The organism is Ruegeria sp. G10, assembly GCF_056533645.1.
The window spans coordinates 423,913-443,597 of record NZ_JBQFOQ010000002.1 but is presented as its reverse complement, the minus strand read 5'-3'; the positions used below and the strand labels follow the sequence as shown (position 1 = coordinate 443,597).

The following is a 19,685-nucleotide window of genomic DNA, read 5'->3' as shown; positions in this document are numbered from 1 at the left end:
TGATTTTTTTGTTGACAGGTGAAGAATCTAATTCAGAATAATTGCTACTAAAGGTTCATATAATAAACCAACGCAGCGACACGTCGCAGGGAGATGATATGTCCAACACAGCCAAGGCCGCATTGGCCGCACTTGCTATTGGTCTGGCCGGTTCGGCCCTGGCCGAGTACCCCGAAAAACCTGTCAGCTTTATCGTTCCTTGGCCTCCGGGCGATTTGGAGGACGTGCTGACGCGGATGATTGCCGAAGATTTCCAGGCAGAGTACGGCGTGCCAGCGGCTGTGGTGAACAAGCCCGGCGGCGGCGGTGGCCCATTTCCCGGCGCGGTCGAAGTGGCAACAGCCCCGGCGGACGGTTACACCATCGGATCTTTTGTTCCGGCAGTGTCCCTGATCGGACATGAGATCGACATCCCCGAACTGACGCCCGAAAAATTCGACCCTGTCGGCATCTTTCTGACCTATCCGTTTGTGATCGCGACCTCGGGCAATGCGCCCTATTCCTCGATGCAGGAACTGGCCGACCACGCCAAGGAAAACGAGGTTTTCCTCGGGCATTTCGGTGATGTTCTGACGCCCACGCAGGTTACCAAAGCCCTGTCTTCGACCATGGGTTTCGAATGGGCAGGGGACGCCGCGTTTGACGCCTTGGATTGCAACACGCTGGCCTCTGGCGATGCGGATGTGATCAACACCACGCTTCAACTCATCCTGCCCTGTCTCGACGACGTTAAGGTTCTGGTCTCGATCACGGGCGAACGGATCACCAAGGTTCCGGACACGCCCGCCATTGGCGAAGTTGAGCCGAGCCTCGATATTTCGCTGTGGAACGGTCTGTTCGTTACCAAGGACACTCCGGCAGATGTGCGCGAAAAGATCGCCGCCGTTGCCGAGAAGACGGTCAACAGTGAGCGTGCTCAACAGTTGGCACAAGAAACGGGTGCGTTGGTCTATTGGCTGAATGCCGATGAAAGCGCGGCCGTGATCGCCGAAGACAAGGCAACGCTGGGCACCATCTCAGACGCATTGGGCCAATAAGAGCGATCTTGTGAGGGGGCGAAAATGCGTCCCCTCAACTCTGCCAGGGACCGGGTCGAATGGACAATTCCGAGCTTCTACAAATCAAGACAAAAACCTCTGGCCAGGTTGTGTTTGTCATTGCGGGTCTGGTTGTGACTTTGGTTTTGTTGTCTCAGCTGGGCAATCAGACGGAATGGACCGAAAAGGCGCGGAACATAGGCAGTCAACCGCGTTTGTGGCCGGCGATTGCCCTCATCACGATGCTGTCGGGGTTTGCGGTGCACTTTCGGTTGATGCGGCGCAGAAAACCCAACGCGCTGGATTGGGTCGAAGCGCGCCGTTGGGCAGAGCCATTGGAATATCTTGCTTGGTTTCTGGTCTATGTCGCTGCAGTTCCACGCCTTGGTTTCATGCCCATGAGCATCGTTTTCGCCTGCGCTCTAACCTATCGCCTCGGCTATAGATCACGTTTGGCAATCGCAATCGCTGCTGTGTTCGCGATTGCGATGGTCGCGCTGTTCAAGGGATTTCTGGGTGTGAGCATTCCGGGCGCGCAAATCTATGAATTCCTGCCCGAGTCGATCCGAACATTCTTTTTGGTGTACCTCTGATGGATCTGATCTTATCGGCGATTGACGTTCTGGCGCGCTGGGACGTGATGCTGGCCCTGCTGGTGGGCGCTGTCGGTGGCGTGGCCATCGGTGCCATTCCCGGGGTTGGACCAGCGGTTGCGATTGCCATCCTGCTGCCCGCGACGTTTTCGATGGACCCGATTGTTGGGCTGACGCTGTTGTTGGGTATTTACGGATCGTCCATGTATGGCGGGTCAATTCCCGCGATCCTGATCAACACGCCTGGCACGGCTGTGAATGCGCTGACCACCTATGACGGTTTTCCGATGACCCTGCGGGGCGAGGGCCGCCGGGCACTGTCACTGGCCTATTCGGCTAGCTTTCTGGGCGGGTTGTTCTCGGTCATATGCCTGATCTTCCTGTCCCCAGTGCTGGCCAAAATCGCGCCCATGTTCGGCTCGCGCGAGATCTTTCTGGCCGCCCTGTTGGGTCTTATACTGGTCGTTGTCGCCCACAAGGGTCAGATGGCGATAGCGGCGGCGCTTGCGGGGTTCGGTATTCTGATCGGCACAATTGGTCTGGAACCCGCTGCCTATACCCGTCGCTTCACCTTCGGCCAAAGCTGGTTGGCGGGCGGTCTTGACCTGATCGTCGTGGTTCTTGGCCTGTTCGCGCTGTCGCAGGCGTTTTTGCTGCTGACGATGGATGATGAGAAGATCCGGCTGCCCCGGTCACGCGGTTCGCTGTTTCAGGGCTTCCGCGAACTGGCCCGCCACCCGCGTGTGGCGGCCATCTCGGCCAGTTTCGGGGTGGTCATGGGCATGATCCCGGGTGTCGGAGAGTTCACGGCCCAGTTCATGTCTTACACTTCGGCCCGTAAATTGTCGAAGAACCCCAAAGCGTTCGGCCATGGCTCGTCCGAGGGGCTGATCGCGTCCGAGACCGCCAACAACGCAGTTCCCGCAGCGGCGATGATCCCCTTGCTTGCGCTCGGTATACCGGGTGAGGCGCTGACGGCGATGATGCTGTCGGTGTTCTATGTCCATAACGTCGTGCCGGGGCCGGGACTGTTCCAGAACGACATGGATTTCGTTGTCGCGCTTTACATTGCGCTGCTAGTCCTGAACGTGATCGTGGTCGGCTTCCTGCTGGTTTCAACCGGCTGGCTGGTGCATCTGACGCGCATTCCAAACCGCTTTCTGGGCATGTGCATCCTGTTGCTCAGCTTTGTTGGGGTCTATTCGATCCGCAACTCGACCATGGACTGCATCATCGCAGCGGTCTTCGGGCTGCTGGGGTTTGTCCTGAAACGCCTGAACATGCCCATTGTACCGATCATTCTTGGCATGGTTCTGGGCGGCATCATGGAGGTCAAATTGCGTGCCTCCCTCGCGCGGGTCAAAACGCCGTTGGACTTTATCGACCGCCCCATCGCCTTTCTGCTGTTCTGCGTCATCGTGATCATCCTTTTTTCGACGATTTGGCGCGTCTGGCGGGAATGGCGACCGGTGGATCGCCGGTCAATGCAGAAGAAGGCATCCAACACATTTGCAAAACGGATTTCAGATCGCTCGCACCGGCATTTCGAAAACCGCAAGAAACAACAAAGACGGAGGCGCTTTTATGACCATGTGGGTTCCTGAAGACGACGGGTTTGCCGACCTCGGCTCGCATGACAGTTTCGCGGGCGGCGCGCCGTACAACACCTTTGCGCGGCTGCGGCGCGAGAATCCGTGCCACTGGTCCGAGTTCGAAGGCGGCAAGGGTTATTGGTCGATCACACGCCATGCGGATATCGACAAGATGGTGCGCGATACCGAAACGTTTTCGTCCGCGCGCGGCATCCGGATGGAGGATCAGACCTACGAGGAATACATGGCCCGCCGCACCTTTCAGGAAACGGATGGGACCGAGCATCGCAAGGTGCGGATGAAGGTGGCCAAGGCGTTCTCACCCAAGGTGGTCGCTGGGTTCGAGGATCAGATTCGCGACCTGTGCGGCCCCATTCTGGATCGCGCTTTGGAAAAGGGCACGTTCGACGCCACACGCGATATCGCCCGGGAATTGCCGATGCGGATGCTTGGCCAAATTCTGGGTGTTCCTGATGAAGACCTGCCTTGGCTGGTCGACAAGGGGGATGCGCTGATGGCGAACTCGGATCCCGATTTCACCGACCATGTCGTCGACAAGATGCAGACGGACGAATTCCGCCTGATGCCGTTCAACTCACCCGCCGGGGCCGAGTTGTACGAGTATTCCCGCACGCTGATGGACAAGAAGAACGCCAGCGGAGACACCAGCGGCATTCTGCATCTGATCCTGCAGCCTGATGAAAATGGCGAGACGATATCGGAGACCGAATTTCGCAATTTCTTTTGCCTGCTGGTGGCGGCGGGCAACGATACGACGCGCTATTCCATCGCTGCAGGCATTCAGGCCATCGCGCGGCAGGGCGGCCTGCTGGAAGAGATGCAATCGGGCGAGGTCTGGGGCACCGCCGCAGATGAGATTGTCCGCTGGGCTTCACCCGCGACCTATTTCCGCCGGACCGCGATGAAAGATGTCGAAGTTCACGGCCAGCAGATCAAGGAAGGCGACAAGGTGCTGTATTGGTTCATTTCCGCCAACCGGGATGAGGTCATGTTTGACGACCCGTATCGCCTGGACCTGTCGCGCAAGCCCAACCGTCAGCTGGGATGGGGACAAGGCGGGCCGCATGTCTGCCTGGGCATGCATCTGGCCCGGCTCGAGGTGCGGGTGCTGTTTCAGGAACTGGTCAAACGGATCAGAACCATCGAACCCGACGGCCCCGAGGCGTTTGTTCGGTCCAACTTTGTAAACGGCATCAAGCGGATGCCTGTTCGCGTCACTTTGCAATAGGTTCTCAATGTCCAACCGTTTACGCGCCCTGTTCATCGATCACCTCTCGATCCCGCGCGGCAAGTACATGCCCGCCAGCAAGATCGCCGACGCCTCGACCCGGTTCGCGCGCGCGACTTTCGGAGTGCACTACGACCGCGATCTTCTGCTGGACGCGCCGCACGCGAAAGTGCGCGAGGGCGCGCCGGACATGGAGCTGCGCTGGCGGGGCGATAATGTCCGCAAAGGGTGGGAACCCAACACCTCGGTCGTGCTGGGCGATCTGTTTGACGCCGACGGCGCGCCGTTGTCCTTGTGCCCACGCGGGGCATTGAAACGGGCGGTGGCCGATTGGGAAAAGCACGGGCTGAAACCAATGCTGGGGATCGAGCTTGAGGCCTATGCCCTGCAAGGGGGCGAGGATGGCCGTTTACGCCCCTATGATGCGCCGGGCGGAGGCGTCTATGGCACTGGCCCCTTCGCCGATCCGATGCGGATCAATGATGTGATCTGGAACAAGGCGCTGGAAATGGGCTTTCGGCTGGATCTGATTACCGCCGAATATGACAGCCCCCAGTTCGAATACACGCTGACCTTCGATGACGCGCTGACAGCCGTCGATGATCTCGTGCTGTTCCGCCTCATGGCGCGTGAGATTGCGCTGGATCACGGGATCGTTCTGACCTTCCTGCCCAAACCTCTGTCCGAATTGGGCGGATCGGGTATGCATATCAACTTTTCCTTTCAAGATGCCGAGGGCAGGAACGCGCTAGCCACAGGTGAGGTCGGCGGCCCCGATCATCTGAACGACCTGTCGCGCGGCTGCCTTGCCGGTCTGGTGCATCACCACGAAGGGCTGGCCGGTCTGATCGCGCCAACGGCGGGGTCCTATCGCCGCCTGCAACCGGCGTCCCTGTCGGGCTATTGGAAGAACTGGGGCGGGGATCATCGCGGCGTGACCACTCGCGTCTCGGGCGAAGGCGGCGCGAAGGCCCGTCTGGAACATCGTATGGCGGACGCCAGCGCCAACCCCTACACCGCCTGCGCTGCGGTTCTGCAGGCCGCGCGGTTGGGGTACGAGGCCCAGATGACCCTACCACCGATCGAAACCGGCGACGGATTTGACAAAGTAGATGCCCGCACCGGCACCGCAGCCAATCTGCGCAAGGCCATTCAGGACCTGCAGGCAGATACGGCGCTGGTGGATGCGGTCGGGCGCGAACTGGTCGAAAATCACGCCTTCATGAAAGAGCGCGAATTCCGTAAGACCCGCGAATTAGAGCCTGATGCTTTGCTCGATTTCTATGTGTGGTTTGTCTGATATGCGACTTGCGACCCTTGTCACCAACACCGATGACAGCGCCTTTGCCAAAGCGCGCCCGCTAGATGACGAAAAATTCGCCACTCTGATTGCGGAAGTCCGCCCAGATTGGGAGGTTGAGGCGTTTTGGGTCTGCAAGGACGAATTCCCCGATGATCTTTCGGGATTTGACGGGGTTATGATCACAGGAAGCCCGGCCTCGGTCACCGAGAACGCGCCGTGGATGCAGCAGCTTGAGGTGCTTGTCAAAGACCTGATCAAGCGAAAGATACCAATCTTTGGCGCCTGTTTCGGCCATCAGATCATCGCAAAATCCCTGGGCGCTCCGATTATTCGAAATCCGCAAGGCTGGGCGCATGGGCGGATCGAAACCAAACGCGTGGCCTCTGCTCCTTGGTCGGGATGCGGGAATGGATGGCACCTATACGGATCGCATATCGAGCAAGTGGGGGCTTTGCCCGAGGGCGCGCAGCGGCTGTTCGAAAGCCCGGGCTGCCCCATCGCCGGCTATACCATTGGCAATGACGTATTCACCGTTCAGCACCACCCGGAAATGACTCAAGGGTTTATCACTGATCTTGTCGACGAATATGCCGATTACGTCGGTGAAGAGGTCACCCGCATGGCGCGTTTGTCACTAGAGGCAGGTCCGGCGGATCGTGCTGCGTTTGCCAATGAAATCGCTGCCTTCTTCGAGCATGGAGGCCGCTAGATGGGAACGATTACAAAAGCCTTGGATCTGCTCTCGCTTTTCGCCCGTGACCGGTCAGAAATCGGGTTGGGAGAGTTTGTTCGCCTCACGGGCCGGGACAAGGCCACTGTGCATCGCCACCTGACCGAGCTTGCCGAAAACGGGTTTCTTGAACAACACCCGGAAACGCGCGCGTATCGGCTTGGGCCGGCGCTGCTCAGGCTGTCTGCCCTGCGCGAAACGCTGTTTCCGGTGCGCAGGCTCTTGCAGCCGATCGTGTTGGAACTGTCCGAAGCCGTAGGTGAATTGGCCCATGCCAGTCTGTTGCAGGGCGATGCAATGTCTCCGGTGGTCCACGCCGACCCAAGTCTTCACGGCATTCAGGTGAATTTTGACATCGCCGAGATGCTGCCCTTGCACGCCACGTCATCCGGCATCGCGGCCTTGGCCTTCTGCCCTGAGGATTGGCAAACGCGGATCATGAGCAGACCGCTGTCAAAATACACCGATCAGACAATTTCGGATCCGGCGGCTTTGAAGCAAAAACTCGACGCTGTCCGCCGGCTTGGGGTGGCCACCGTGTCGGGTGGCTTTGACGAGGGCGTAACCTCGGTTGGTGTGCCTGTGTTCGGAGAGGGGGGGCGTGTTCTGGGCTCATTGGCCGTTGCCGTTCCAAGCGTGCGCGCCAAGCCGGAAAAACTGCGCGACATAGCCCTGATGCTTTTGAAAGAAGCAAAGCGTGCCTCGACGGCCCTGGGTGGCACGTTCCCCCGCGACTTCGACGACTTGCCGCTGCAATGGGGCGATGAAACCACGACTCAACAGGTGATCTCATGAAGGACAGCAATTTCCTTAAAGAAAACAATGCACGCCACCTGTGGCATCCGATGACTCATCCTGCCGACAGCCTTGCGAACCCGCCCGAGATCATTGTCGGCGGCGAAGGTGTTTGTATCACCGATGTGGATGGTCGAACCGTTGTGGACGGGGTAGGCGGCCTTTGGAACGTAAATCTGGGCTACTCGTGCCAGCCAGTGAAAGACGCGATTTCGCAACAGCTTGACCGGTTGCCATACTACTCAATTTTCCGCGGAACGACCAATGATCTGGTGATCGAGCTTAGCTGGATGCTGCGTGAGTTCTTTGAACCCGACGGGCTGTCGCGCGCGTTTTTTACATCCGGTGGCTCGGACGGTGTTGAAATCGCTCTGCGGCTCGCGCGGCAATACCATAAAGTACGCGGCGAAGCTGGTCGGGTGAAATTCCTGAGCCTCAAGAAAGGTTACCATGGAACGCATACTCTGGGTGCATCGGTAAACGGAAACCCAAATTTCCGGACGCAATACGAACCGCTGATGCCCGGCTGCCATCACATACCTTCGCCGTACACCTATAGGAACCCGTTTGGTGAAACCGATCCAGAAAAGCTTGCGCAGTTGTGCCTTGCGACGCTGGAGGACGAGATAAAGTTCCAGGACCCCTCGACCATTGCGGCAATGATCATGGAACCGGTTCTTGGGGCAGGTGGTGTGATCCCCCCGCACGAAAGCTTCATGCCGGGAGTTCGTGAGATTTGTTCAAAACACGGAATTCTTCTGGTCGCGGATGAAGTGATTACAGCCTATGGCCGGACAGGCGCTTGGAGCGGTTCGCGCCGCTTTGGGGTAAAGCCTGATATGGCCGTGACGGCCAAGGCCATCACAAACGGATACTTCCCGTTCGGCGCGGTGATGATCAGTGATGCCGTCTCGGACGTGTTCGAAAATGACACCTCAGGCAAGGCCGCAATCGGGTCGGGTTATACCTATTCCGGGCATCCGGTTGGCGCGGCTGCCGCAATTGCGTGTTTGAAGGAAACGGAACGCCTGAACGTCAAGGATAACGCCGCAGCGCGGGGTGAGCAACTGTATGCTGGCCTTAAGAAGTTGGGCGAGAAATACGATGTGGTTGGCGATGTGCGCGGCGGATATGGTCTGATGTGCGCGTTAGAGCTGGTATCTGACCGTGATACCAAGTCGCCAATCGACAAAGCGACAATCGGCACGGTGCAGAAAACGGCTTATGATGCTGGTGCCATGGTGCGCGTGTCGGGAAATAACATCATACTCTCTCCGCCGCTGGTGCTGAGTGAAGAGGATGTGAACACACTTCTTATGTCACTGGACAAAGGCTTGGAAACGGTGTGAACCGCTAAGTGCCCTGATTTGGATCATCGAGACCCAAGGCAAGTTTTTGCAGCAAGGCGACGAGGGTGTCGTGGTCTTCGTCGCCCAGGATATTGCGGTAATACGCTGCGATTTCTGATGCCTCATCCAAATGGTCATCGATGATTGCCTGCCCCGCGGCCGTTATGGCGATGTGCTGACGGCGACGGTCATTTGGGTCGACCTCGCGGGAAACGAGGCCAGAGTTTTCCATGGATTGAATGATCCGGCTCAGGCTGGGCGACATAAGTGCTGCGCGCGTTGCCAGCATGCCCGTGTCTGTCTTCCCATTCTCACTTAGGACACGCAAAACACGCCACTGCTGTTCCGTAATTCCGGCTTTCTGCAGCATTTTGCGAATTGGTGCCATTACGGCCTCGCGCGCACGGATAAGAGACACCGGAAGCGATTGCGCCGTTGTGGGCAGCGTGGCGGCTTTTCGGGTATTCGGCGCGTCTGGCAATAATCCAACCTCAATATAGATCACATGTTAAATAAATTGATTGACTCGATGCCGCAACATCAGATAGCAACAATATTAATTAACATGACAAATAATGTGAGTTGAGTAATGCCGCACATCCACATCGAATACTCGGGTAACCTTGAGCAAGTGTTGGATATGGCCGAGCTGTGCAATGTGCTACGGCAATCTGCGGCTGCGTTGGATGCATTGCCCATGCCCGGGCTACGCGTGCGGGCAACACGGGTTGATCACTATTCGATCGCTGATGGCGACGCCAAACACGGGTTTGTGGATATTTCAGTGCGCCTGCGCGAGGGCAGGACTGACGAGGTCAAACAGGAAGTCATCGAGCGATTGTTTGAAACTGCACGGACCTTTCTTGAACCGGCAATGAAAACGCATTCGATCGCATTGTCGTCCGAATTGCGCGAGATTGATGCGAAGTTTTCCCCAAAATGCGGCACAATCCGCGACCATCTGGAGGAACCGAAATGAGCACTTTGGAGCAGAACATTGAAACGCTGCATGGGTTGCTGGCGCGGTTTCAGGAAGATGGAATAAAGAACCGTATTGCAGGTGAAGACTGGGAAGGGTCCGCTGGCCGGTTTCTGAACACGTCGCCTGTCGACAAAAGCGTGATCTGCGAGGTTGCCCAAGGAAACGCCGATGATATCGACGCCGCAGCCAATGCTGCAGCCGATGCCTTTTCTGACTGGCGCGACATGCCGGCAACCGAACGGCGCAAAATCCTGATCCGTGTGGCTGAGGCTATTGAAGCTCGGGCCGAAGAAATCGCCCTGTGCGAGTGTTGGGATACCGGCCAGGCGTTGAAATTCATGTCCAAGGCGGCGCTGCGCGGGGCCGAGAACTTTCGGTATTTTGCCGATCAGGTCGTGCAGGCGCGGGATGGCCAGCATTTGAAATCTCCGACGCTGATGAACATTACGACACGTGTCCCTATTGGGCCCGTTGGTGTGATTACGCCTTGGAATACTCCGTTTATGTTGTCCACGTGGAAAATCGCGCCCGCGTTGGCGGCTGGGTGCACAGTTGTTCACAAACCAGCCGAAGCCAGCCCCCTTACAGCCCGGTTGCTGGTGGAAATCGCCGAAGAGGCAGGTCTGCCCAAAGGTGTTTTGAACACGGTCAACGGTTTCGGTGAAGAAGCTGGAAAGGCGTTGTGCGAGCACCCTAAAATCCGCGCCATCGCCTTTGTCGGCGAAAGCCGCACCGGCAGCCTGATCACCAAGCAGGGGGCAGATACGCTCAAGCGTAACCATCTTGAGTTGGGTGGCAAGAACCCCGTTATTGTGTTCGATGATGCAGATTTAGACCGTGCCCTGGATGCCGTGATTTTCATGATCTATTCGATCAACGGCGAACGCTGTACCTCCTCTTCGCGCTTGCTGATACAGGATACGATCAAGGAAGCGTTCGAGGCCAAGCTGGTCGAGCGGGTGAACAAGATCAAGGTTGGCCACCCTTTGGACCCCGCCACCGAGATCGGTCCCTTGGTGACCGAGGAGCACTATAACAAGGTCACCAGCTATTTCGACATCGCGAAGGAAGACGGTGCAACCATAGCCGCAGGTGGAACGAAGGTTGAAGGTGAGGGGTATTTCGTGCGCCCAACCCTGTTTACCAATGCGAACAACCAGATGCGCATTGCGCGCGAAGAGATTTTTGGCCCGGTTCTGACTGCAATTCCGTTCTCGACAGAAGAGGAAGCGCTGCAAATAGCCAACGACACCCCTTACGGTCTGACCGGCTATGTCTGGACGAATGACCTGACACGCGCCCTGCGCTTTACGGATCGGCTGGAGGCGGGGATGATCTGGGTAAATTCGGAAAACGTCCGTCACCTGCCAACACCATTCGGTGGCGTCAAATCGTCAGGTATCGGGCGGGACGGCGGGGACTGGTCGTTCGAGTTCTATATGGAGCAAAAGCACATCGGTTTTGCCACCGGTCAGCACAAGATCACTCAGTTGGGTAAATGATTTGGGATACCGGTGCCGCAATCGGGCCGGGTATCCTATACTCAGACCATGAAATAAGGGGCATCCCCATCGCAATAAGGAGGAACTGTCATGGGAAAGATTGTACAGGCTGCGAAGATCACGCATGTGCCTAGCATCTGGATGTCCCATACGATGCCAAAATACAAAGGCATCCGGCAACCTGCCATCGATGGGTATGCGCGCCTGCGTCAGGATGCGATTGATCGCAAGGTTGATACCTTTGTCATCTTCGATACCCATTGGATCACCAATCAAGGGTTCCATTTAAACACCAAAGAACACCACAAGGGGCGTTTCATCAGCCATGAACTGCCGCACATGTTGGCGGATATGCAATTCGACTACCGAGGTGATCACGAACTTGGGGAAACCATTCTCGACGTGCTGCGCGAGAGAGGAGAGCGGGCCTTGGGCCATTCGCATCCCGACATGGGTATGGAATACGGCACGCTCCTGCCGATGCATTTCATAAATGACGGCGTCAACGCGCGGGTACTACCTGTTGCGGTCAATCAGTTCTCGTCAATTCAGGAGAACCGTGTTTGGGGCGAGGCAATTGCCGAAGGCATCCGGCGCTCGGATCGAGATGTCTCGATCCTGGCATCTGGTTCGCTCAGCCATGATTTCACGCCAAACGAACGCTCGGTCGACGGCCTGAACGCCGTCAACGGTGAGTTCAATCGCCAGATGGATCTGAGAGTTATCGAGCTTTGGGAACAGGGGCGGTTTGAGGAATTCCTCGAGCTTCTTCCTGATTACGCCAAGAAATGCACAGGAGAGTGCGCGATGAACGACACGGCACTTTTGTTCGGTGCACTTGGCTGGGGCAGCTACAAGGGCGAGATTGATATCTACACACCCTATTTTGGCAGCTCAGGAACGGGTCAGACAAATATCAGCTTTTCGGTCTGAAGCCTGCGCAACTCAAGACAAGAACAATCGACACAGTCCGCGATGGTCAATCTTGAACGACGATTGCGGTATAGGAAAGCGAGCGAATGGACTGGGACGAATTTGCACAGTGGGGGCAGCAGATAGCCAGATGGGCCGCCGATTATCATCAAACGCTGTCAGAACGCCCGGTTCGGGCGCAAACTTCGCCGGGCGACATTTCCAGTCAGCTTGAACCGACGCCGCCAGAATCCGGGCAGCCGATGGACGCGATAATGGCTGATTTCGAAAGGATCGTCATGCCGGGGATGACTCATTGGCAGCATCCCCGCTTCTTCGCCTACTTTCCTGCCAACGCCGCGCCGCCGTCAATGTTGGCGGAAATGCTGGTCACCACAATCGCTGCGCAATGTATGCTGTGGCAGACCTCACCCGCCGCAACTGAGGTTGAAGGCGTGATGGTTGATTGGCTGCGACAGGCGCTTGGTCTGCCGGACGGGATGACCGGGGTCATTCAGGACAGCGCGTCGTCGGCCACGTTGTCGGCTGTCCTGACCATGCGCGAACGCGCCACGGGCTTTACGGGCAACCGGCAAGGGTTGAACGCCAAGGGTGCTCTGCGGATTTATTGCTCGGATCAGGTTCATTCGTCGATTGACCGTGCTTGCTGGGTTGCGGGTATCGGACAGGACAATCTGGTAAAGTTGCCCACGCAAGGGCCGACATTCGCCGTTGACCCCGACATGCTGGAGGCCGCGATCCAACGCGATATAGCAGAGGGGCACGCCCCAGCTGGGATCATCGCAATCACCGGTGGCACAGGTGTTGGCGCCTGTGATGATCTGCAGGCCGTCGCCGATATCGCTGCGAAGTATGACCTCTACACCCATCTGGACGCCGCTTGGGCGGGGTCGGCCATGATTTGCCCCGAATTCCGCGACGCTCTGTGGGCCGGGGCCGAGCGCTATGACAGCATCGTGTTCAACCCGCATAAATGGCTGGGGGCGCAGTTTGACTGCGCGATCCAGTTTCTGAAGGACGCGACACGGCAGCTCAACACGCTGAAAATCGAGCCCGAATACCTGAAGACCACAGGCGCAGACGTCACAAACTATTCAGAGTGGACGATCCCGCTGGGCCGCCGCTTTCGCGCGTTGAAAATCTGGTTTTTGTTGCGGTCCTACGGGCTGGACGGACTGCGCGCGCGTATCCGTAACCACGTGGCTTGGGCCAATGAAGTTGCTGAGAAAATAGGGGCTATGGAGGGGTTCAAGATTACGACCGCCCCAATCCTCAGCCTGTTTTCCTTCCGCTGTCCCGGCGACGATGAAATGCAACAGCGGTTGGTCGATGCACTGAACGACGATGGCAGGATCTACCTGACGCAGGGCATGTTCGATGGTCGCAAAATCATCCGCTTTCAGGTCGGACAATTTGATACGACGCGGGATGACGTGCTGATGGCCGCAGATGTCATTCAAGAGGTTTGGGAGATACTTGCATGAAGTTTACAACCTTCACCGCCGGTGGAGACACCTATTTCGGGGCAGTCACCGATAGCGGTGCAATTGCGCTGAATGAGGCCTTCCCTGAATATGCCAGCCTATACGAGGTGATCGCCGCCGGAGCCTTTGATCAACTGATCAGCGCGGCACAGGGAAAGCCTGTCACACATACCGATTTTGCCTATGAAATGGTGATGCCGGACGCGCGCCGTATCCTTTGCGTCGGCGTGAACTTCCCGGATCGGAATGCGGAATACAAAGACGGCAGTGCGCAACCGAAATACATGTCCCTGTTCCCACGCTTTGCCAGTGGATTTACAGGGCATGACCGCCCGTTGATCCGGCCTCCGGAAAACCACACGCTGGACTATGAGGGTGAAGTGGCCATTGTGATCGGCAAGCCCGGTCGTAGGATTTCGCAACAGGACGCCTATGACCATATCGCGGCGCTGACCCTGTGCAATGAAGGTACGATCCGTGATTGGGTTCGGCATGCAAAGTTCAACGTAACCCAGGGTAAGAACTGGGATAACTCGGGGGCAATCGGTCCTTGGCTGGTGCCGTTTACCGACGCATCGCAATTGGATGACGCGCGCATTGAGACCCGCGTGAATGGTGAGCTGCGGCAGGACGATACCCTGAACCGTATGATGTTCCCGGTCCGGCGTGAGATCGAATACATCTCGACCTTCATGACGTTGCAGCCGGGGGACATCATCGTCACCGGCACACCCACCGGGGCAGGCGCGCGGTTTGATCCGCCGAAATACCTTGCCCCCGGAGACGTTGTTGAGGTGTCGGTCGACGGCATTGGGACGCTGCGAAACACGGTCGAGGATGAACAGCCATGACACCCGAAGATCATGCCCGCGCTGCGACCGATCTGATGCAGGCTGAACGCACGGGAAAGCAGATCGGTTTGCTGAGCCTGCGCCACCCCGAGATGGGTATGGATGATGCCTACGCGGTGCAAAATGCGATCTATCGGCAAAAACTGGCGGAAGGGCGCAAGGTCATAGGCTGGAAAATCGGCCTGACCTCGAAGGCAATGCAATATGCGCTCAACATCGACATTCCTGATAGTGGCATTCTGTTTGATGACATGGTCTTTGCGAATGGCGGCACGATCCCTGCCGGTCGCTTCATTCAGCCCCGGATCGAGGCCGAGATTGCCTTTGTCATGAAGTCCTCTGTCGGGGGGAAGGACGTCACGCGTGATGATGTTGTCGCCGCAACCGACTACGTCGCGCCGTCCATCGAAATCCTGGATACCCGTATTCAACGTACAGACCCGGAAAGCGGTAGGGCGCGTAACGTCTACGATACAATCAGCGACAATGCCGCTAATGCGGGCCTCGTGTTGGGGACAGAGCGCCACGCGATCGACGTATTCGACCTGCGTTGGGTCGGCGCGCTGACCTTCCGCAACGGCGAGATCGAAGAAACCGGTTTGGGCGCAGGGGTGCTAAACGACCCGATCGAAAGCGTGGTCTGGCTGGCGCGCCGGATGGCGCAATATGGTCAGAGCATCGAACCGGGGCAGATTATCCTATCCGGCAGCTTTATCCGCCCCGTCGAATGCCCGTCGGGTACAAAGATCCACGCAGATTTTGGACCTTTCGGTTCGGTCGAAATCGACTTTGCCTGAAAAGACCGCTGAATGTACTAATGCCAAAGAACGCGTTTGAGGCAGTGCTCAAGGCCTGAGCCAACTCAACCGAGCTAGACCACCGTTATGTTAGAGAAACGGGGGGGGTACGCTGGTGTCGAAGAAGAGACACCACCCGGAAGAAGTACTTCAGAAGCTGCGGCGGCTGCCGTGCCTGCATCAACCGGATCGCAAGCGAGATGAAGGTCACAGAGCGCCCGATCTGCCGGGTGCCGGGGCAGCACCGCTTGACACAAAAGTATGGATCAAGCGGCTGGGAACAGGAAGATAATTTCGTTGTACCCCGAAAAGGGGCATTGCCATGATGTTCCTCCATTTCTGAGCGACGAAGCAACAGCGCGGTCAGTGCCAGTAACCTTGGAACCACGAGGTGAGTGAAATCGGTTGTCTTCCTGCCTGTCGCGCCCAAAACTCTATAAGCTGTCAGTGGCACGACTGAGTAATCCTGTCAGCAAATCTGACAATAGATTGAAATTTCCACCACTCATTCGTACTGCAGAAAAGAATACGACAGAGCCCGATTCAAAGTACGGATTGGTACTTACCCCGGAAGTTTTCGAAAATCCCGATCGTTCGGCGTGCAATACCTGTCCAGCCAAATGTTCGGCGGGCGAATCTTGCGCCTTCTACCATGAGTTTCTCTCGCAACCACGGGTGCTGCATGGGCATACTTACCATTGCAGCAAACTCCTGCGGGCGCGTTGGGTCAGCTATCAGCGCGTGACGACCAAACTCGACTTGTTCGAAAAGACCACCGCGCGTGGTAAGGACCGTTGGGGTGCCGCTCGACATAGCCTCGACGGCGGTCATACCGAAAGGCTCATAGCGCGACGGGAGCGCGAAAACTCCTGGCGCACGGTAATAGTTAGCAAGATCGTCATCCGCCACGTACCCGCGCCAATCGACAAAATCCGCGACCCCCAAATCTGCGGCCTGTTTCTTCCAGCTATCGATCAACTTTTTATCGTCGCTTGAATTTGCCCCAGCCGCGAGAACCAGACGGGCGTTCGGCTGCAAGGCCCGCAGATGCGGCAAAGCCTGTATGATCAGGTCGTATCCCTTGTTTGTTGCGGCACGACCGACGACATAGACGTCATTGTGGGACATATTCAGCCTTTGGCGAATTTCGGCAACCTGCGTCGGCGTCACCGCAGTAAACCGCTGTTCATCAATGCCCGGAGGAATCATGGATATGTGTTCGCTTGGAAGGTCGTAGTGGTCTTCGATCAACTGAACCTGCTGCTCGCTTGTTGCAATAACGTGATCGCAGCTACGATAGAGTACGAATTCCTTTTGAATGCGTTCCTCAAAACGGTAGTTCGCTGCTTTGCCTTCTCCGAGGCTTTTCATATCCTTGGCTTTCCACCAGCCAAGAGAATGCGGCGTGTGAATATGGGGTATCTGCAGTTCTTCGGCGATTTTTTGGCCCGAAACTCCTGCGTCCCAATAGTGACTGTTCACCACATCGTAGGACAGACCGTGTTTTCGAATTGCAGCCAACAGGTTCGAAACAAAATCGCCGTACCAGTCGTGCATATCCTCCTTGCGAATGAAATCGGTTCCGCCAAAAGGGATGCGCCATACTCGCAGGTTTTCGTTTATCCGGTCTTCTGCGGCCTGATCTTCAAACCGCCGCGTCACGACATCCACCGTGTAGCCAAGGCGCGCAAACCGTTTGGCAAGCTCCATCACAAAGACGACCTGTCCACCAGTGTCCGGTTTTCCAAGTTCGGGTGATCCCGCCACATAGCCGTGCAGCGAAATCATCAATAGCGAACCTGAATTGCCGTTGCTCATGTCAGCCACATCCCTTTTGCACGTTGTGCTGTAGTTTATAACACGCCAAAATGCCGAAGTCCTTCGTGCACACCCGCTGCATGCTGCCTCGTTGCGTGATAAAATGATGCAGGCCCCAACGCATCGATCAATTCTCGCCGTGCGTTTCCGACGACAATGCGGGCGGGCGCCGCAAGAAGCATATCCAAATCATTACCACTGTCTCCGGCAACCACCATATTATCGAGTTGAAGCCCGAAATGGCCGGCAACGAACAGGCTTGCCGCTGCCTTGCCAGCACCCTTGGGCAAAACGTCAAAGTCATCACGACCGGACACGATAACTTCGCAATCGATCCCCGCGTCGGACAAAGCCCTGCGCGCCTCAGCTTGTGCCTGTTCAGGGACGGCAAAACTGACCTTGCGCTCGGTTTGAAAAATTCGGTCGTGTGGATGATGGCCGAGGTCCGCGAGTATTGAGAAAACAGTGTCATGTGGCCAACCGGAAAACCGGGTCTGCCACGCTGACATTTCGGTCCCTTCAACCGAAATTTCCGTTCCCAGGGCCGTAATCACTGCATCGGGGCGCAGTGTTTCGGGAAAGTCATTCGCCAGAGTGGTCGCGACACTGGCCGCAGGCCGACTTGAATTGACGGCAAACGTCACGCGCTTTCCGACATCTTCCAGCGCCAAGGCAAGCTCCGCCAGTGCGTCTGCATCCCCGGTCAAGGTATCATCGATATCACTCACCAGCAGCCATCGATGAGGCCTTTGGTTCGATACATCATTCATGAGGCCGCAGGCGCGTCGGCTGCCGGCATTCTCAATTCCGAATGGCGGGTCGAGGTATACACCGTTTCCTCTTCGCTAACGGATCGTAACAGCCGTTCCATCTTGATCCCGTCTAGCTTGAGTTGCGCAGATTCCGAATAAAACCCGACACGCCCCGTCAGGAACGCGTCATCGACGACGCACAACGTAACCTGACCCCCAATCGAGAATTCGATATACGTACCATGCGAGACCACTTCGATCTCCCACTCTTGCTTTGCATTGTCGGTGACAAAATTACCGCTTTGCAGCGTTTCGTAGTCGAAGGCGTTCTCGAACTCGGGACGCGGATTGGCCCCCCAGCGCCTGATCTGGGCATACCCCTTCACCAAGTCGAGCGACAGGTAGTACCCATCCCCTTCCTCAGAACAGCGCAGAACCAACCCGCACTTGCCGAGACCTTCAAGCTGAATGCGCGCACGCAATCGAAAATCTTCGTGTTCACCTGGCAATAGGAACGCCTCGAACCCGCTTGGACAAGACACGTGAACACTTCCATTGTCGCCGTGGATCGATGCATACGGATTACCGAACATCGCTTCGAATTCTGCGGGGTGAGTAACCTCAAACGGACTGTGTGCATTCGCGTTGAACCCACGAAACGAGCGCAATATCAGACGCCCTGCGTCATCCGTGGTCAATTCCTTGGGGGGCGGTAGAAGGCGCGTAGTGACTTCTTTGCCGTAGGAAATCACTCGTCGCTGGAAAAAGTTGAATAGCAAGAGCCGGTCATCCACACGACAAATCCGCGCCGCATAGTTACCCTCAGGCAATAGGACATTGTCAGCGAAATTCTTGTAGGGTCCTTCAATATCGTCTGCGTACCAGTACCTGATTTTCGTATCCTCTCGGATCGAGCCGATCAGGTAATAGCGCCCCTCAATCTGAACAAGATTGGGAACCTCAACATCATCATACAGCCTTGGATAGCACAGTGGCGGACCAAATTCGAAAATGTCTGGTGCAGTTTCACGGGCGACACCAACACAGCCACGGCGAACAATCGGGCCTTCTTTGACCCGTGCGGAAGACAAGAGCAAACGCTCGCCCGTTGCCGGATCGCAAAAAAAGAAAGGATCCCGAAAGCTGACCCAGTTCCGGCCCTCATCGACACTCGATTCATACCACTTCCCAGAAATCTCGAGTGGGTATGATCCGGTGTCGCATCTCTCCCACGTATAAAGATCATCCGATCTGGCACATCCCACACGCTGAACCCGACCGTATTCGCTACGTGTCAGCCCGGTGTAGAACATCCGCCACGACCCGTCGCGTTCGGGATCCGGTGTAACATGCATGGTCCATAGCATGTCGTCATCCCAAGCGCCCGGATCTCCGACGAACAGTGCGTTTCGAACACGACGCCATGTCATGCCATCCTTACTGACGGCATGAGCAATGAAATCGTGGTTCGGTAGGACTAAGTGGAAAAGATGGTAAAGCCCGTCGTGATGGACAACGTCGACATCGCCGATATCGGACTGCAGAAAACCATGTGAAGCGTACATTGCTTCAGAATGTCTTAGGTATAGCCACTATGCAATATGCCAGAAACGAAAGCGCTTTGTGATGCTGTTCGCGCAATGTGACCTGCACAGTATGTACGCGAACCTAAGAATGAGACAATCAGGCATACGAAGCCCGATGCTTGTCCTCAGCGCGAAGTTTTCTTCTGATTTGCGGCATAATCTCGCGAAAGCACTACCATATCTCCCAAGAAAAAGGGGGATGCTGAATTCCGCTTTTCTGATTGGGCGGCGGCTGGGAGCCTATGATCATCGCACAAATGCACGGAACTGCCGTTTGCCCAACACCGAATTTCGCGCTTGCAGCCAAGATCGGGACGGCGCGGTAAGACGAC

At 56.7% G+C, this 19,685-nt stretch carries 18 protein-coding genes; 14 read left to right on the top strand and 4 right to left on the bottom strand.

Going from position 1 to position 19,685, the window contains the following annotated elements; all coding sequences use genetic code 11:
* Positions 1–98: 98 nt before the first annotated feature.
* From ACR0KM_RS05840 to ACR0KM_RS05805, 8 genes are read left to right on the top strand one after another with little or no spacing between them, the layout of a single operon-like run.
* Positions 99–1,037, top strand: a complete 939-nt coding sequence (locus ACR0KM_RS05840; RefSeq protein WP_480858248.1) for a tripartite tricarboxylate transporter substrate-binding protein — start codon at positions 99–101, stop codon at positions 1,035–1,037.
* 59 nt (positions 1,038–1,096) lie between these two features.
* On the top strand, positions 1,097–1,630 hold the full coding sequence (locus ACR0KM_RS05835; protein ID WP_480858246.1) for a tripartite tricarboxylate transporter TctB family protein: 534 nt from the start codon (positions 1,097–1,099) through the stop codon (positions 1,628–1,630).
* On the top strand, positions 1,630–3,234 hold the full coding sequence (locus tag ACR0KM_RS05830; protein WP_480858245.1) for a tripartite tricarboxylate transporter permease: 1,605 nt from the start codon (positions 1,630–1,632) through the stop codon (positions 3,232–3,234). The genes ACR0KM_RS05835 and ACR0KM_RS05830 overlap by 1 nt, the downstream gene beginning before the upstream one ends.
* Complete coding sequence (locus ACR0KM_RS05825; RefSeq protein WP_480858243.1) at positions 3,215–4,471, top strand: cytochrome P450; 1,257 nt, start codon at positions 3,215–3,217, stop codon at positions 4,469–4,471. The genes ACR0KM_RS05830 and ACR0KM_RS05825 overlap by 20 nt, the downstream gene beginning before the upstream one ends.
* Positions 4,472–4,478: 7 nt before the next feature.
* Positions 4,479–5,771: a type I glutamate--ammonia ligase gene (locus ACR0KM_RS05820; RefSeq protein WP_480858241.1), complete on the top strand. Its 1,293-nt coding sequence runs from the start codon at positions 4,479–4,481 to the stop codon at positions 5,769–5,771.
* A gap of 1 nt (position 5,772) precedes the next feature.
* A complete protein-coding gene (locus tag ACR0KM_RS05815; protein WP_480858239.1) occupies positions 5,773–6,483 on the top strand; it encodes a type 1 glutamine amidotransferase in 711 nt (236 codons plus the stop codon).
* Positions 6,484–7,299: an IclR family transcriptional regulator gene (locus ACR0KM_RS05810; protein WP_480820197.1), complete on the top strand. Its 816-nt coding sequence runs from the start codon at positions 6,484–6,486 to the stop codon at positions 7,297–7,299.
* Positions 7,296–8,648: an aminotransferase class III-fold pyridoxal phosphate-dependent enzyme gene (locus ACR0KM_RS05805; RefSeq protein WP_480858237.1), complete on the top strand. Its 1,353-nt coding sequence runs from the start codon at positions 7,296–7,298 to the stop codon at positions 8,646–8,648. The genes ACR0KM_RS05810 and ACR0KM_RS05805 overlap by 4 nt, the downstream gene beginning before the upstream one ends.
* Positions 8,649–8,652: 4 nt before the next feature.
* Here ACR0KM_RS05805 and ACR0KM_RS05800 read toward each other — a convergent pair whose 3' ends face one another.
* A complete protein-coding gene (locus ACR0KM_RS05800) occupies positions 8,653–9,066 on the bottom strand; it encodes a MarR family transcriptional regulator (protein ID WP_480858557.1) in 414 nt (137 codons plus the stop codon).
* A 171-nt stretch (positions 9,067–9,237) separates the two neighbouring features.
* Here ACR0KM_RS05800 and ACR0KM_RS05795 point away from each other — a divergent pair, with 171 nt between their 5' ends.
* From ACR0KM_RS05795 to hpaH, 6 genes are all read left to right on the top strand, one after another.
* Complete coding sequence (locus ACR0KM_RS05795) at positions 9,238–9,627, top strand: 5-carboxymethyl-2-hydroxymuconate Delta-isomerase (protein WP_480858235.1); 390 nt, start codon at positions 9,238–9,240, stop codon at positions 9,625–9,627.
* Positions 9,624–11,132 carry a 5-carboxymethyl-2-hydroxymuconate semialdehyde dehydrogenase gene (gene hpaE / locus ACR0KM_RS05790; protein WP_480858233.1) on the top strand — a complete coding sequence of 503 codons (1,509 nt, stop codon included), beginning with the start codon at positions 9,624–9,626 and terminating at the stop codon, positions 11,130–11,132. Before ACR0KM_RS05795 ends, hpaE begins: the two co-directional genes overlap by 4 nt.
* A 90-nt stretch (positions 11,133–11,222) precedes the next feature.
* Positions 11,223–12,065 (top strand): 3,4-dihydroxyphenylacetate 2,3-dioxygenase, encoded by an 843-nt coding sequence (hpaD, locus tag ACR0KM_RS05785; RefSeq protein WP_480858231.1) that lies wholly within the window; start codon positions 11,223–11,225, stop codon positions 12,063–12,065.
* Positions 12,066–12,151: 86 nt separating this feature from the next.
* On the top strand, positions 12,152–13,549 hold the full coding sequence (locus ACR0KM_RS05780; RefSeq protein ID WP_480858230.1) for a pyridoxal phosphate-dependent decarboxylase family protein: 1,398 nt from the start codon (positions 12,152–12,154) through the stop codon (positions 13,547–13,549).
* Positions 13,546–14,400 carry a fumarylacetoacetate hydrolase family protein gene (locus ACR0KM_RS05775; protein ID WP_480858228.1) on the top strand — a complete coding sequence of 285 codons (855 nt, stop codon included), beginning with the start codon at positions 13,546–13,548 and terminating at the stop codon, positions 14,398–14,400. The genes ACR0KM_RS05780 and ACR0KM_RS05775 overlap by 4 nt, the downstream gene beginning before the upstream one ends.
* Positions 14,397–15,197, top strand: coding sequence for a 2-oxo-hept-4-ene-1,7-dioate hydratase (hpaH, locus tag ACR0KM_RS05770; protein WP_480858226.1), 801 nt, complete (start codon positions 14,397–14,399; stop codon positions 15,195–15,197). Before ACR0KM_RS05775 ends, hpaH begins: the two co-directional genes overlap by 4 nt.
* 543 nt (positions 15,198–15,740) lie before the next feature.
* On the opposite strand, the gene ACR0KM_RS05765 is transcribed toward hpaH, so the two are convergent.
* Genes ACR0KM_RS05765 through ACR0KM_RS05755 form a run of 3 tightly spaced genes read right to left on the bottom strand, consistent with a single transcriptional unit; the run spans position 15,741 to position 19,332 of the window.
* Positions 15,741–17,015, bottom strand: coding sequence for a glycosyltransferase (locus tag ACR0KM_RS05765; protein WP_480858224.1), 1,275 nt, complete (start codon positions 17,013–17,015; stop codon positions 15,741–15,743).
* Between the two features lie 35 nt (positions 17,016–17,050).
* The gene (locus ACR0KM_RS05760; protein ID WP_480858222.1) at positions 17,051–17,743 is read right to left on the bottom strand and encodes an HAD-IIB family hydrolase; all 693 of its coding nucleotides are present in this window, start codon (positions 17,741–17,743) and stop codon (positions 17,051–17,053) included.
* A 38-nt stretch (positions 17,744–17,781) separates the two neighbouring features.
* The gene (locus ACR0KM_RS05755; protein ID WP_480820219.1) at positions 17,782–19,332 is read right to left on the bottom strand and encodes a hypothetical protein; all 1,551 of its coding nucleotides are present in this window, start codon (positions 19,330–19,332) and stop codon (positions 17,782–17,784) included.
* Between the last annotated feature and the right edge of the window lie 353 nt (positions 19,333–19,685).

Excerpts from the sequence above, each read along its gene's own strand:
- ACR0KM_RS05840 (WP_480858248.1), top strand. The coding sequence starts at position 99 with ATGTCCAACACAGCCAAGGCCGCATTGGCCGCACTTGCTATTGGTCTG.
- ACR0KM_RS05835 (WP_480858246.1), top strand. The coding sequence starts at position 1,097 with ATGGACAATTCCGAGCTTCTACAAATCAAGACAAAAACCTCTGGCCAG.
- ACR0KM_RS05830 (WP_480858245.1), top strand. The coding sequence starts at position 1,630 with ATGGATCTGATCTTATCGGCGATTGACGTTCTGGCGCGCTGGGACGTG.
- ACR0KM_RS05825 (WP_480858243.1), top strand. The coding sequence starts at position 3,215 with ATGACCATGTGGGTTCCTGAAGACGACGGGTTTGCCGACCTCGGCTCG.
- ACR0KM_RS05820 (WP_480858241.1), top strand. The coding sequence starts at position 4,479 with ATGTCCAACCGTTTACGCGCCCTGTTCATCGATCACCTCTCGATCCCG.
- ACR0KM_RS05815 (WP_480858239.1), top strand. The coding sequence starts at position 5,773 with ATGCGACTTGCGACCCTTGTCACCAACACCGATGACAGCGCCTTTGCC.
- ACR0KM_RS05810 (WP_480820197.1), top strand. The coding sequence starts at position 6,484 with ATGGGAACGATTACAAAAGCCTTGGATCTGCTCTCGCTTTTCGCCCGT.
- ACR0KM_RS05805 (WP_480858237.1), top strand. The coding sequence starts at position 7,296 with ATGAAGGACAGCAATTTCCTTAAAGAAAACAATGCACGCCACCTGTGG.
- ACR0KM_RS05795 (WP_480858235.1), top strand. The coding sequence starts at position 9,238 with ATGCCGCACATCCACATCGAATACTCGGGTAACCTTGAGCAAGTGTTG.
- hpaE (WP_480858233.1), top strand. The coding sequence starts at position 9,624 with ATGAGCACTTTGGAGCAGAACATTGAAACGCTGCATGGGTTGCTGGCG.
- hpaD (WP_480858231.1), top strand. The coding sequence starts at position 11,223 with ATGGGAAAGATTGTACAGGCTGCGAAGATCACGCATGTGCCTAGCATC.
- ACR0KM_RS05780 (WP_480858230.1), top strand. The coding sequence starts at position 12,152 with ATGGACTGGGACGAATTTGCACAGTGGGGGCAGCAGATAGCCAGATGG.
- ACR0KM_RS05775 (WP_480858228.1), top strand. The coding sequence starts at position 13,546 with ATGAAGTTTACAACCTTCACCGCCGGTGGAGACACCTATTTCGGGGCA.
- hpaH (WP_480858226.1), top strand. The coding sequence starts at position 14,397 with ATGACACCCGAAGATCATGCCCGCGCTGCGACCGATCTGATGCAGGCT.
- ACR0KM_RS05765 (WP_480858224.1), bottom strand. The coding sequence starts at position 17,015 with ATGAGCAACGGCAATTCAGGTTCGCTATTGATGATTTCGCTGCACGGC.
- ACR0KM_RS05755 (WP_480820219.1), bottom strand. The coding sequence starts at position 19,332 with ATGTACGCTTCACATGGTTTTCTGCAGTCCGATATCGGCGATGTCGAC.